The organism is Streptomyces sp. NPDC002787, assembly GCF_053592095.1.
In genome coordinates, this window is the sequence record NZ_JBSFVC010000019.1 from 137,801 (window position 1) to 150,419 (window position 12,619).

The 12,619-nt window shown below is 70.6% G+C and carries 12 protein-coding genes; 10 read left to right on the forward strand and 2 right to left on the reverse strand.

Going from position 1 to position 12,619, the window contains the following annotated elements; translation table 11 throughout:
* Positions 1 to 180: 180 nt before the first annotated feature.
* Positions 181 to 417 carry a hypothetical protein gene (locus ACWD26_RS26375; RefSeq protein ID WP_451274124.1) on the reverse strand — a complete coding sequence of 79 codons (237 nt, stop codon included), beginning with the start codon at positions 415 to 417 and terminating at the stop codon, positions 181 to 183.
* Positions 418 to 734: 317 nt separating this feature from the next.
* On the opposite strand from ACWD26_RS26375, the gene ACWD26_RS26380 reads away from it, so the two are divergent.
* The 3 genes from ACWD26_RS26380 to ACWD26_RS26390 are packed head-to-tail and all read left to right on the forward strand — an operon-like array spanning position 735 to position 3,348.
* Positions 735 to 1,268 (forward strand): PadR family transcriptional regulator, encoded by a 534-nt coding sequence (locus tag ACWD26_RS26380; protein WP_451274126.1) that lies wholly within the window; start codon positions 735 to 737, stop codon positions 1,266 to 1,268.
* Positions 1,265 to 1,990: an ABC transporter ATP-binding protein gene (locus ACWD26_RS26385; RefSeq protein ID WP_451274128.1), complete on the forward strand. Its 726-nt coding sequence runs from the start codon at positions 1,265 to 1,267 to the stop codon at positions 1,988 to 1,990. Before ACWD26_RS26380 ends, ACWD26_RS26385 begins: the two co-directional genes overlap by 4 nt.
* Positions 1,987 to 3,348: an ABC transporter permease gene (locus ACWD26_RS26390; RefSeq protein WP_451274130.1), complete on the forward strand. Its 1,362-nt coding sequence runs from the start codon at positions 1,987 to 1,989 to the stop codon at positions 3,346 to 3,348. Before ACWD26_RS26385 ends, ACWD26_RS26390 begins: the two co-directional genes overlap by 4 nt.
* A 134-nt stretch (positions 3,349 to 3,482) precedes the next feature.
* On the opposite strand, the gene ACWD26_RS26395 is transcribed toward ACWD26_RS26390, so the two are convergent.
* Positions 3,483 to 4,583 carry a mechanosensitive ion channel family protein gene (locus ACWD26_RS26395; RefSeq protein WP_451274132.1) on the reverse strand — a complete coding sequence of 367 codons (1,101 nt, stop codon included), beginning with the start codon at positions 4,581 to 4,583 and terminating at the stop codon, positions 3,483 to 3,485.
* 315 nt (positions 4,584 to 4,898) lie between these two features.
* On the opposite strand from ACWD26_RS26395, the gene ACWD26_RS26400 reads away from it, so the two are divergent.
* From ACWD26_RS26400 to ACWD26_RS26430, 7 genes are all read left to right on the forward strand, one after another.
* The gene (locus ACWD26_RS26400; protein ID WP_451274134.1) at positions 4,899 to 5,435 is read left to right on the forward strand and encodes an HNH endonuclease; all 537 of its coding nucleotides are present in this window, start codon (positions 4,899 to 4,901) and stop codon (positions 5,433 to 5,435) included.
* 223 nt (positions 5,436 to 5,658) lie between these two features.
* Entirely contained in the window at positions 5,659 to 6,495 is an 837-nt protein-coding gene (locus ACWD26_RS26405) for a hypothetical protein (protein WP_451274136.1), read from the forward strand.
* A 151-nt stretch (positions 6,496 to 6,646) separates the two neighbouring features.
* Positions 6,647 to 7,891, forward strand: coding sequence for an ROK family transcriptional regulator (locus ACWD26_RS26410; protein ID WP_451274138.1), 1,245 nt, complete (start codon positions 6,647 to 6,649; stop codon positions 7,889 to 7,891).
* A 159-nt stretch (positions 7,892 to 8,050) separates the two neighbouring features.
* Positions 8,051 to 9,388: an ABC transporter substrate-binding protein gene (locus tag ACWD26_RS26415; protein WP_451274140.1), complete on the forward strand. Its 1,338-nt coding sequence runs from the start codon at positions 8,051 to 8,053 to the stop codon at positions 9,386 to 9,388.
* A gap of 25 nt (positions 9,389 to 9,413) precedes the next feature.
* The gene (locus tag ACWD26_RS26420; RefSeq protein ID WP_451274142.1) at positions 9,414 to 10,385 is read left to right on the forward strand and encodes a carbohydrate ABC transporter permease; all 972 of its coding nucleotides are present in this window, start codon (positions 9,414 to 9,416) and stop codon (positions 10,383 to 10,385) included.
* Entirely contained in the window at positions 10,385 to 11,275 is an 891-nt protein-coding gene (locus tag ACWD26_RS26425) for a carbohydrate ABC transporter permease (RefSeq protein ID WP_451274144.1), read from the forward strand. Before ACWD26_RS26420 ends, ACWD26_RS26425 begins: the two co-directional genes overlap by 1 nt.
* Positions 11,276 to 11,282: 7 nt before the next feature.
* Entirely contained in the window at positions 11,283 to 12,548 is a 1,266-nt protein-coding gene (locus ACWD26_RS26430; RefSeq protein ID WP_451274146.1) for a 6-phospho-beta-glucosidase, read from the forward strand.
* Positions 12,549 to 12,619 lie beyond the last annotated feature (71 nt).

Sequence of the window (12,619 nt, forward strand, 5' to 3'; positions counted from 1 at the left end):
CGGGCCCCCGAGGTTCACCGACCGTTGTGGCGTGCCGGAGTCGGTCGGTCGGGGCGGCGGACCGCCGTGATCGGGCGCGCGGGGCGGCAGCACACCGGAATCGTTCGAACGTGGTGGCGGGTCGCCGGGATCGGCCGGGCGGGACGGCTGATCGCCGGGATCGGCCGGGCGTGGTGGCATCTAGACCCCCGATGCGGCGCCGTGGGACGTGGGTTCGCTGGTGAGGGGGGCCGCGTCGGTGAGGGGCGGCTCGCTGGTGAGGGGGGCGGCGTCGGGGAGCGGAGGCTCGCTGGTGAGGGGGACGTCGGCGCAGGGCCCCTCCGCGCTGAAGACGCAGACATGCGGTTCGTGGAGCTCGAAGGGCTGCGCCTCGCGTTTGGAGCGGACCGGGGTCGGAAGGTGAGCCGGTGCGGCCACGGGGGCCTCCTTGTCGTCGTACGGCGATGGGATGCGGGTCCGGGGTACTCCAGCCCTACCCAGTGGGCGCCGCCGCAGACGTGGGTGGCCGGACATCGTGGTTTTGGTCACTCCCCCGTGGGGATCCGCTCCCCGGTCTCGGCGGCCCTCGCCGCCTCGGCGCCAGGACCCCTCGGCGCCAGGACCCCTCGACACCGGGCCCCCTCGGCCCCCGGGTGCCTACCTCGTCATCGGCGGCCTAGCCGGACCGCTCTCCCGCCTTCCCTCCCTCCTCCAGCTATTCACTCAGTACATATACTCAGTGCATACTGGTGGGCATGAGCACCCGTCACATCCTGTTGGGGCTGCTCGCCGGTGGGCCGAGCCATGGCTACGACCTCAAGCGACGGCACGACGAACGCTTCCCGCAGGCCCGCCCGCTGGCCTACGGGCAGGTCTACACGACCCTGCAGCGGCTGGTCCGCGACGGACTCGCCGAGATCGACGGCACCGAGGCGGACAGCGGTCCGGAGCGGACGATGTACCGCTCGACGGACGAGGGGGCACGCGAACTGGCCAAGTGGGCCGGGGAGATCACGCCGCCCGCGCCGTTCGTGACGAACGAGATCTTCGCCAAGCTCGTCGTCTCGATCCTCACCGGCGGTGACCCGGCCACCTACCTGCGGGCGCAACGTACCGCGCACATGACGCGGATGCGGGAGCTGACGGCCGTGAAGACCGCGCCCGGCGCCGATCTCGCGACCGTGCTCGCGGCGGACTACGCCCTCAACCACCTCGACGCCGACCTCCGCTGGATGAACACCACCGCGGCCCGGCTGACCACCCTGACCGCGGAGGTCGACGCAGCATGAGCGAGAAGAACGCCCACCGGAATCCCAGCCCCGTGCCGCTGCTCGCGGCCCGTGGCCTCGTCAAGGAGCACGGCAGGACGCGGGCGCTGCGCGGCGCCTCGGTGGAGCTGCGCGAGGGCGAGATCCTCGCCGTCACCGGGGCCAGCGGCAGCGGCAAGTCCACGTTGCTGCACTGTCTTGCGGGGATCGTCCGGCCGGACGAGGGCTCGGTGGCGTACGCCGGGCAGCGGCTCGACCAGCTCCCCGAGAAGCGGCTCAGCGAGTTGCGCCGGACGGACTTCGGGGTCGTCTTCCAGTTCGGGCAGCTGATCCCCGAGCTGACGGCCGTCGACAACGTCGCGCTGCCGCTGCTGCTGGCGGGCGCGTCCAGGAAGGAGGCACAGGAGCGAGCCGGTACGTGGCTGGAGCGGTTCGGCGTACGCGGGCAGGAGGAGCAGCGGCCCGGCGAGATGAGCGGCGGCCAGGCGCAGCGGGTGTCGCTGGCGCGGGCGCTGGTGACGGAGCCGAAGGTGGTGTTCGCGGACGAGCCGACCGGCGCGCTGGACTCACTGGCGAGCGAGCAGGTGATGACGGCGCTGACGCACGCGGCCCGGGAGTCCGGTACGGCGGTGCTGCTGATCACGCACGACGCGCAGACCGCGGCGTACGCGGACCGCGAGGTGACGCTGCGGGACGGGGTCGTGGTGTCGGAGGCGGACGCGGAGCTGGAGGTCGCCCGGTGAAGGGGCTGGTGAACGACCTGCGCCTGGCCCTGCTGCTGACGCGGGGTTCGGACCGGCGGGAGCGGTGGCGGGCGGCACTCACGGGGGCGGGGGCGGCGCTCGCGACGGCCTTCGGCCTGGCGGCGGGAGCGCTCGCCACCTTGGCCGGTCACCATCGGTTGGGCGTGGCCGCCGGGCTGCTGGACAACCCCGGTGAACGCTCCGGGGTGATCACCACCCTGCTGCTCCTGCTGGTGCCGGTCCTCGGGTTCCTCGGTCAGTGCGCCCGGGTGGGTGCCGTCCACCGGGACCGGCGGCTGGCCGGGCTGCGGCTGGCCGGCGCCTCGGCGGTCCAGGTGCGGCGGATCGCGGCGCTGGAGACTGGCGTGGCCTGCCTGGCGGGTTCGCTGGTCGCGACCCTCGCCTTCGTGGGGTTCCTGCTGGGCCGGTGGCACAGTCCCGGCCCGGTGACATGGCTCGTGATCGTGCTGGTGGCCCTCGGCGTGCCCGCGTCCGGCGCGCTCGTGAGCGTGCTGGCGCTGCGCCGGGTGACGGCCTCGCCACTGGGCTGGGTACGACGGGTGCGGCCGGGCTCCGGCCGGGGGCCGATGTGGGTGTTCCTGGGTGCGGTGGGAGTACTGGTGCTCGCGGCCCTCCTCGCCGTCGCCGGCACCACCCGGAACATGCCCGACCAGAAGACCGGTCAGGCTCCGCTGTTCCTGTGCGGCGCACTGCTCGCGGTGGGCGCGGGAGCGGTGCTGCTGTCCGGCGTCGTCTCCAAGGTCACCGGCCGGCTGCTCGCCTCGCGCACCGGGAACCCGGCGGTGCTGATCGCCGCCGAGCGGCTGCGCGACGACCCGTGGGCGGCGGCCCGCACCCATGCGGCCATCCTCATGGGGGTCGTGGCCGGCAGCGGGTACGTCGGCGTGCGGCAGGCCCTGCTCGCGCACGTCCGTGGGCCGGCCCATCTGGCAGAGAAGGACGCCTTCTACATCGCCGGGCTCGACTTCACCGCCGCGGCCATCGTCGTCGGCTTCGCCATCACCTTCTTCGGCCTGGCCGTCGGCACCGCCGAGTCCCTCGCCACCCGCCGCCGGGGCCTGGCCGCGCAGGTCGCCGCCGGGGTGCCGTACGAGGTGCTGCGCCGGGCGCTGCTGCTGGAGACGGCCCTGCCCCTGGCGCCGTCGGTAGTGGTCGCCGGCCTCGGCGGCACGGCGATCGCCGTCACGTACGCCACCTTCATGGGCGGTGCCCTGGTCGTCCCCTTCGGCGCACCCCTGGTGCCCCTCGCGGTCTACGGCATCTGCCTGCTCGCGGCGGCGACCTCCCTGCCCCTGCTCCACCGCACGGTCCGGCCGACGGAACTGCGCTACGTGTAGGCCCGAAGGACCCGGCGTCCCAGGGGACACGGGGGTGCTCCTGGGCAGCCGGAGGAGGCGGGAAGAACGGTGGGGGCGCCCGGAAAGATCCGGGCGCCCCCACCGTCGTACACGCCTACCCGCGCGCCCTCGCGCTACTTCGGCACGGCCGAAGGCGCGATCGCCGTGGCCCTCTCCGACTGGGGCGAGGTCGTGTTGGCGTAGACGGACGGGGCCGAGACACCGGCCGTCGGGTCGGCGTCCTCCTCGGCCGCGAGGGCCGGGACTCCGCCGACGATGCGGATGTCGGCGGCGTCGAAGGCCTTCTTGATGCGCCAGCGCAGCTCGCGCTCCACGGTGAGGGCCTTGCCGGGCATGGTCTTGGCGGAGACGCGGACGACCATCGAGTCCAGGAGCACGTCGTCGAGGCCGAGGACCTCGATGGGGCCCCAGAGGAGCTCGTTCCACGGCTCCTCCTTGCTCATCGCCTCGCCGACCTCCAGCAGGGTGCGGCGGACCTTGTCGAGGTCCTCGTCGTGCCGCACGGTGACGTTGACGCCGGCCGTGGCCCAGCCTTGCGAGAGGTTGCCGATGCGCTTGACCTCGCCGTTGCGGACGTACCAGATCTCGCCGTTGTCGCCGCGCAGCTTGGTGACGCGCAGGCCGACCTCGATGACCTCGCCGGAGGCGACGCCCGCGTCGACGGTGTCACCGACGCCGTACTGGTCCTCCAGGATCATGAAGACGCCGGAGAGGAAGTCCGTGACCAGGTTCCGGGCGCCGAAACCGATGGCGACGCCCGCGACACCGGCGGAGGCCAGCAGCGGGGCGAGGTTGATCTCGAAGGTGGCGAGGACCATCAGCGCGGCGGTGCCCAGGATGAGGAAGGACGCCACCGAGCGCAGCACCGAGCCGATGGCCTGGGAGCGCTGGCGGCGGCGCTCGACATTGACCAGCAGCCCGCCGAGGGTGCCGCCCTCGACACCGGGGACGGAGCGGTTCATCCGGTCTATGAGCTTGGTGATCGCCCGACGGACCACCACTCTCAGCACCGCCGCGATCACCACGATCAGCAGGACGCGGAGACCGATGGCCAGCCATGTGGACCAGTTCTCCTCCACCCAGCTGGCGGCGTTGGTCGCGCTCTCCTGGGCGTCCTCCAGCGACGGCACGGCCGGGGTCGTCGACGTCTCCGAGGGGGACGGCGACGGCGTGGCGGCGGCCAGTAGGAGGGTCAGGGAAGAAACGGACGACACGGCGGGTACCTCCAGATGCGATATCTGCCCTCCGGCACGGCGGTCAAGATCCGTCGGGTCACGGAAAGGTCACCGGACGGGCAGGCCCACCACACTAACGGGGCATTGTGTGGAGGTCCCCGCCATGTTCGAGGGAGACAGGGCGCTCACCAGGGAGTGAAGGGCGCACACGGCGGGGGATCAATCAGGGTGTGGTCGAAAACACTCCCAGCCCGTTACGGGGACATGGTGGCGCTTCCACCAGGCATGAGGGGAGACTGACTACGGATCGTCCACGGCGCGAGCCACGCGCCGCCGGCGTACAAGGAGGCATCCGTGCCGCACGTCCTGGTCCTCAACGCGTCGTACGAGCCGCTCGGCGTCGTACCGCTCCGCCGCGCGCTCGTCCTCGTCCTGGAGAACAAGGCCGTCTCCCTGGAAGAATCCGGCGCCTATCTGCACAGCGCGACCGTCACAGTCCCCGCACCCAGCGTGGTCCGGCTCAAGCGATTCGTCCGGGTCCCCTATCGGGGGCCCGTTCCTCTCACCCGTCGCGCGCTGTTCGCCCGCGACGGGGGCCGGTGCATGTACTGCGGTGGCGTCGCAACCAGCGTCGACCACGTCATCCCGCGCAGTCGCGGGGGCAAGCACGTCTGGGACAACGTCGTCGCGTCGTGCCGCCGCTGCAACCACGTCAAGGCCGACCGTCATCTCGTCGAGATCGGCTGGCGACTCCGCCACAAACCCGCTCCACCCTCCGGCCTGGCCTGGCGCATCATCGGCACCGGCCATAGGGACCCGCGCTGGCTGCCCTACCTGCAGCCGTACGGCGCGGACGACGCGTTGGCCCGGATCGACGGCATCTCCGCCTGACGGTCCGGGTTTTTGCATGGCCGGGCGCCCCCGCCGCAGGGGCACCCGGTACGCATCGTGGGGAGGCCTCCGGAGAACTCGCATCCGCTGACCTGCGCCCTCATCACCGTCTTCACAGGTACCCCGCATTCCCCTCGCACACATGATCGCCTAGTGTCACCTCAACAGCGGGCCCTTGTTCTGGAGCGCAACGCCCAGGGGCCCGCTTCGATTGTGGGGACTTATGCGCAAGCTCGCCATAGGCGCCGTGATGTCCGGTGCCCTGGCTCTCACCGGCCTGGCCGCGCCCGCCGCGCTGGCCGACTCGCCGGACCTGGCCTTCGGTGCCGTCACGGTCAACAACGGCAAGCCGATCGTGGTCGGCACCAAGGCCGCCGTGACCGTCCCGGTCACGTACAGCTACACCCGGCCGTCCGGCTTCACGGTCGACTACGTGAACAACTTCCTGGGCGTCGCCCTCTACCGGGGGAAGCTCGCGGACCCCGCCAACATGATCGACGGCTCCCTGAAGAAGCCCACCTGCACCACGACCGCGACGACCGACACCACGGTGACCCAGTCCTGCGCGACGAAGCTCACCGTCGACCCGCGGGAGTACCTCTTCGAGGCCGCGGACGCCACCACGTGGAAGGCGGCCGCCTTCTACAGCGAGACGGCGATCGACTTCGACGACTCCGACGACCACATCAGCTTGCACACGGGCGTCGACCTGTGGGGCAACCTCGGCACCGCCAAGCTCCAGCGGCTCGCCCAGGTCACCGTCAACGCCACGCCGGAGCCGGCCGTCAAGGGCAGGACCCTGACCGTCAAGGGCGCGCTCACCCGCGCCGACTGGAACACCGGCAAGTACGCGGGCTACAAGGGTCAGAAGGTCACCCTCCAGTTCAAGGCCAAGGGCGCCACCGCCTACACGGACGTGAAGACGGTGACCTCGGGCACGGGCGGGGCCCTGTCCACCACCGTGAAGGCGTCGAAGGACGGCTCGTACCGCTTCACGTTCGCCGGTACGTCCACCACCGCGGCGAAGACGTCCGCGGCGGACTACGTCGACGTGAAGTAGCACCACCTCCCGCGTTGCGGGCACCGCCCCCAGGTAACGACTCCGTTGCCCGGGGGCTTTTTCGTGGCCGGATATTGACGTCCACCTGGTCTAGTCCTATCTTCCTGGCATCCGACAGGAAACTTTCCTAACAGTTGGGCAGGTGGCGTCCATGGCAGGAACCCCTCGTGTGCTGCGCGCCATGAACGACCGCGCCGCGCTCGATCTGCTGCTGGAGCACGGGCCGCTCTCCCGGACGCGGCTCGGCAAGCTGACGGGGCTGTCCAAGCCGACCGCCTCGCAGCTCCTGGCCCGGCTCGAAGCCGCCGGGCTCGTGGTCGCCACGGGCACCGGCGCGGACGGGCCCGGCGCCGGCGGATCCACCGAGAGCGGCTCGGGGGCGGGCCGACCCGGCCCCAACGCCCAGCTGTACGCGGTCGACCCGACCGCCGCCTACGCCGCCGGCCTCGACGTCACCCCCGAGCGCGTCCTGGCCGCCGTCGCCGACATCACCGGCCGCACGGTCGGCGAATACGCCGTCCCCACCCCTGGACGACGCCCCGCCGAACCCGTCGTACGGCAGGTCACCACCGCCCTCGACGGGGCGGTCAAGGCCGCCGGGCTCGTCCGCTCCGACGTACGCCGCCTCGTCATCGGCACGCCCGGCGCGTTCGACCCCAACACCGGGCGGCTGCGGTACGCCTCGCACCTGCCCGGCTGGCACTCCCCCGCCCTCCTCGACGAACTCGCCGCCGCGCTGCCCATGCCGGTGGAGTACGAGAACGACGTGAACCTCGCCGCCGTCGCCGAACAGCGGCTGGGCGCGGCCAAGGGCCACGGCGACTTCGTCCTGCTGTGGAACGAGGGCGGTCTCGGCGCGGCGGTCGTCCTGGGCGGCCGGCTGCACCGGGGGTTCACCGGGGGTGCCGGGGAGGTCGGGTTCCTGCCGGTTCCCGGGGTGCCGCTGGTCCGCCATGTCACCAAGGCGAACAGCGGCGGCTTCCAGGAACTCGCCGGTTCGCAGATCATTCCCCGGCTCGCCCGCGAGTTGGGCATCTCTCCGGTGCCGGAGGGGCCGTACGCCGAGGTCGCGGCGGCGCTCGTCGCCCGGGCCGCCGACATCGGCTCCGGTCCCCACCGACAACTTCTGGCCACGTACGCCACCGGCGTCGCGACCGGATTGGCCTCACTCGTGTCCGTACTCGACCCCGAGCTGATCGTTCTCAGTGGCTCGGCGCTGATCTCCGGCGGGGAGCCGCTGCGGCTTCTCGTGGAGACCGAGCTGGGGGAGCTGGCCGCTTCCCGACCGCGGCTGGTTCTCGGTGACGTACTCGAACACCCTGTGCTGCGCGGGGCGTTGGAGAGTGCGCTGGCGACGACCCGCGACGAGGTCTTCAACACGTTGACGCTCCGCTGATTCGGCCGCCGCACAGGCCGTGTGAAAACTGCGGGCCGCCCGTGGCTGGTCGCGCCCACGCGGCGGAGCCGCACATCGATACAGCCCCGCGCCCCTGACTCGACCGGGCGCGCCCCCTTCCTCTCAGATCACCCCTTCCCTCCCTCAGGAGACCCCGCCATGTCCGGAATATCCAAGAACGCGGCGATCGCACTCGCCGCCACCGCCTCCCTCGCCCTCCTCGCCACCGCCTGTACGGGGCAGTCCGGGTCCACCGCCTCCGACGACCCGAACGCCAAGACGACGATCACCTTCTGGCACGGGTGGAGTGCGCCCGGTGAGGTGAAGGCGATCCAGGCGAATGTGGACCGGTTCGAGAAGAAGCACCCGAACATCACGGTGAAGGTCGTCGGGAACATCAACGACGACAAGCTCAACCAGGCGCTGCGGGCGGGCGGTTCGAACGGACCGGACGTCGTGTCGTCGTTCACGACCTCCAACATCGGCAAGTTCTGCTCCTCCGGGGCCTTCCTCGACCTGAAGCCCTTCATCGAGAAGTCGAAGCTCGACCTCGACAAGACCATCCCGAAGCCGATGCTGGACTACACGCAGTTCGAGGGCACCCGGTGTGCGCTGCCGCTGCTGGGTGACGCGTACGGGCTCTACTACAACAAGGACGCGTTCGAGAAGGCGGGCATCAAGTCGCCGCCGAAGACGTGGTCGGAGTTCGCCGAGGTCGCGAAGAAGCTGACCAAGACGGAGGGCGACAGTTACTCGCAGCTCGGGTTCATGCCGAACTACCACGGCTACGAGACGGTCGTGGACCACTACATGTCGCAGTGGGACCACGCGTACTTCGACGCGGACGGCAAGTCGAACATCGCCAAGGACCCGGCGTTCGCGGAGATGTTCACTTACCAGAAGAGCCTGGTGGACTCGCTCGGCGGCTTCGAGAAGCTGGAGAAGTACCGCAACACCTTCGGTGACGAGTGGGGGGCCAAGCACCCGTTCCAGACCGGTCAGGTGGCCATGCAGCTGGACGGCGAGTGGCGGCTCGGAATGGCCGAGGCCGCCGGGACCGACTTCGAGATCGGTACGGCTCCGATGCCCGTGGCCGACGACGAGGTGGACGAGTACGGCAAGGGCTTCCTCTCCGGCACGATCATCGGTATCGCCCCGCAGAGCGAGAAGCAGAACGCGGCCTGGGAGCTGGTGAGGTACCTGACGACCGACACCGAGGCCGTCGTCTCCTTCGCCAACGCCATCCACAACGTGCCGTCCACGTTCGCGGCCCTGAAGTCGCCCGACCTGAAGGTGGACGAGGGCTTCCAGACCTTCCTGGACATCGCCCAGAACCCGCACTCGAACACCCCGCCGGCATCCGTCAACGGCTCGACCTACCAGACGACGCTCCAGGACTTCGGCTACCAGTACGAGTCCGGCAAGGTGACGGACCTGCGGAAGGGCCTGGAGAAGACGGCGAAGCAGATCGACACCGACATCGCGCAGGCGAAGTAGCGGTACGGGAAACGGGATCCGTCCTATGTCCTCGCACTCCCCGCGTGTGTCCCTCGCGTCCACGCACACGCTCCGTTCGAAGCGCCGCCGGTCGGCGCTTCGGACGGCGGCCTTCCTGTCACCCTGGCTGATCGGGTTCGGCGTCTTCTTCGCCTATCCGCTGGTGTCCACCGTGTACTTCTCGCTGATGAAGTACGACGGCTTCGGTACGCCGGTCTTCCGTGGCCTGGGCAACTGGTCCTACGTCTTCAACGACTACCCGATGTTCTGGCCGGCCCTGCGCAACACCCTGTGGCTGGTGCTCGTGATGGTGACCTGCCGGGTGGTGTTCGGGCTCGGTGTCGGTCTGCTGATCACGAAGATCAAGACGGGTACGGGCGTCTTCCGCACCCTCTTCTACCTGCCCTATCTGGCCCCGCCGGTCGCCGCGACGCTGGCCTTCGTCTTCCTCCTCAACCCCGGTACCGGGCCCGTCAACTCGGTCCTCGACGGGCTGGGTCTGCCGACGCCCGGCTGGTTCACCGACCCCGCCTGGTCCAAGCCGGCGCTCACCGCGCTCGCGCTGTGGGGTGTGGGCGACCTGATGGTCATCTTCATGGCCGCGCTGCTCGACGTACCGAAGGAGCAGTACGAGGCGGCCGAGCTGGACGGGGCGTCGGCGTGGCAGCGGTTCCGGTTCGTGACGCTGCCGAGCATCTCGCCGATCGTGATGTTCGCCGTGGTCACGGGGGTGATCCAGACGATGCAGTACTACACGCAGCCGCTGGTGGCCGGGAAGGTCGCCTCCGGCATCATCGGCGGCTCCGGCCAGCAGTTCGAGCCGGGCTATCCGGACAAGTCGACCCTGACCCTGCCCCAGCTCGTCTACAACCTCGGCTTCCAGCGCTTCGACTACGGCTCCGCCTGTGCGGTCGCCCTCGTGCTGTTCGCCCTGTCGATGGTGTTCACCGCGCTGCTGATGCGGCGCCGGGGCGGACTGATCGGAGCGGGTGACTGATGACCCAAGTACTCGACAAGCCCGTACTCGTGGACACGCCGTCGGCGAGTGGACGCACCGCCCGCCGACGCGCGCTCCTGGAGTGGATCGCCGTCCACTCGCTCGGCGTCGCCGCCGCGCTCTTCTTCACCCTGCCCTTCGTGTTCGTCGTCCTGACCTCGCTGATGAGCGACCAGCAGGCGCTCACCCGCGATCTGGTCCCGGACACCTGGCAGTGGAGCAACTACCGGCAGGTCCTGGACACCCCCGGCTTCCTCACCTGGTGGAAGAACACCCTGATCTACGCGGGCCTCGGCACCGTCCTCACCGTCGTGTCGTCGATCCCGGTGGCGTACGCGCTCGCCAAGTTCCGCTTCCGGGGCCGCAATCTGGCGCTGATGCTGGTCATCTCGATGATGATGCTGCCGCCGCAGGTCGTCGTGATCCCGATGTACCTGTTCTGGGCCAAGCAGCTGGACCTGTCCGGCTCGCTGTGGCCGCTGATCATCCCGATGGCGTTCGGGGACGCGTTCTCGATCTTCCTCCTCCGTCAGTTCCTGACGACCATCCCGAACGAGTACCTGGACGCGGCCCGGGTCGACGGCTGCGGCGAACTGCGCACCCTGCTGCGGGTCGTCCTGCCGATGGCGAAGCCGGGCATCGCGGCCGTCGCCCTCTTCCAGTTCTTCTACGCCTGGAACGACTACTTCGGCCCACAGATCTACGCCTCCGAGAACCCCGCGGCCTGGACACTGAGTTACGGCCTGGAGTCCTTCAAGGGCGCGCACCACACCGACTGGAACCTGACCATGGCCGCGACCGTGCTGGTCATGGCCCCCGTGATCCTCGTGTTCTTCTTCGCCCAGAAGGCGTTCGTCGAGGGCGTCACCCTGACCGGAGTAAAGGGTTGATCCACGTATGAAGCTCACTGTGGTCGGCGGAGGCTCGACCTACACACCCGAACTCGTCGACGGGTTCGCCCGGCTCAGGGACACGCTGCCGATCGAGGAGCTGGTGCTCGTCGACCCGGCCGCCGACCGGCTGGAGCTGGTCGGTGGCCTGGCCCGCCGGATCTTCGCCCGTCAGGGGCACCCCGGGCGGATCGTCACCACCGGCGACCTGGACGCGGGCGTCGAGGGCGCCGACGCCGTCCTCCTCCAGCTCCGCATCGGCGGCCAGGCCGCCCGCGAGCAGGACGAGACCTGGCCGCTGGAGTGCGGCTGCGTCGGGCAGGAGACGACCGGCGCGGGCGGCCTGGCGAAGGCGCTGCGCACGGTCCCGGTCGTCCTGGACATCGCCGAACGGATCCGCCGGACCAACCCGGACGCCTGGATCATCGACTTCACCAACCCGGTGGGGATCGTGACCCGGGCCCTGCTGCGGGCCGGCCACAAGGCGGTCGGACTGTGCAACGTGGCCATCGGCCTGCAACGGAAGTTCGCCGCGCATCTGGGCGTGGCCCCGGCCGAGGTGCACCTCGACCACGTGGGCCTCAACCACCTCACCTGGGAGACCAGCGTCCGCCTCGGCGGCCCCTCCGGCGAGGACGTCCTGCCGAAGCTGCTGGCCGCCCACGGCGAGACCATCGCCACCGACCTGCGCCTGCCCCGCCCCGTCCTGGACCGCCTCGGCGTGGTCCCCTCCTACTACCTCCGCTACTACTACGCCCACGACGAGGTCGTACGGGAGCTGCGGACGAAGCCGTCCCGGGCCGCCGAAGTGGCCGCCATGGAACGGCGGTTGCTGGAGATGTACGCCGACCCGGCGCTCGACGAGAAGCCCGCGCTGCTCGCCAGGCGCGGCGGGGCCTTCTACTCGGAGGCGGCCGTCGACCTGGCCGCGTCGCTGCTGGGCGACGGGGGAAGCCCGTACCAGGTGGTGAACACCTTCAACCACGGCACGCTGCCCTTCCTGCCCGACGACGCGGTCATCGAGGTGCAGGCCGCCGTGACCGGGCGGGGCGCGGCACCGCTGCCGGTGCCGACCGTGGACCCGCTGTACGCGGGCCTGATGGCGAACGTGACCGCGTACGAGGACCTGGCCCTCGACGCTGCCCTGCGCGGCGGCCGGGACCGTGTGTTCCGGGCGCTCCTCGCCCATCCCCTGATCGGGCAGTACGAGTACGCCGAGACCCTCACCGACCGGCTGATCGCACACAATCGGGAGCACCTCGCGTGGGCGTGAGCGACGGTGGGCGTGACGGCGGGCGCGCGGGTTCGGACAGAGGCGTGCGCGGGCGTGACGGCGGGTGCGCG

Bases quoted from the DNA above. Each gene is read 5' to 3' on its own strand.
- ACWD26_RS26380 (WP_451274126.1), top strand. From the start codon at position 735: ATGAGCACCCGTCACATCCTGTTGGGGCTGCTCGCCGGTGGGCCGAGC.
- ACWD26_RS26415 (WP_451274140.1), top strand. From the start codon at position 8,051: ATGTCCGGAATATCCAAGAACGCGGCGATCGCACTCGCCGCCACCGCC.
- ACWD26_RS26425 (WP_451274144.1), top strand. From the start codon at position 10,385: ATGACCCAAGTACTCGACAAGCCCGTACTCGTGGACACGCCGTCGGCG.
- ACWD26_RS26385 (WP_451274128.1), top strand. From the start codon at position 1,265: ATGAGCGAGAAGAACGCCCACCGGAATCCCAGCCCCGTGCCGCTGCTC.
- ACWD26_RS26410 (WP_451274138.1), top strand. From the start codon at position 6,647: ATGGCAGGAACCCCTCGTGTGCTGCGCGCCATGAACGACCGCGCCGCG.
- ACWD26_RS26405 (WP_451274136.1), top strand. From the start codon at position 5,659: ATGCGCAAGCTCGCCATAGGCGCCGTGATGTCCGGTGCCCTGGCTCTC.
- ACWD26_RS26420 (WP_451274142.1), top strand. From the start codon at position 9,414: ATGTCCTCGCACTCCCCGCGTGTGTCCCTCGCGTCCACGCACACGCTC.
- ACWD26_RS26430 (WP_451274146.1), top strand. From the start codon at position 11,283: ATGAAGCTCACTGTGGTCGGCGGAGGCTCGACCTACACACCCGAACTC.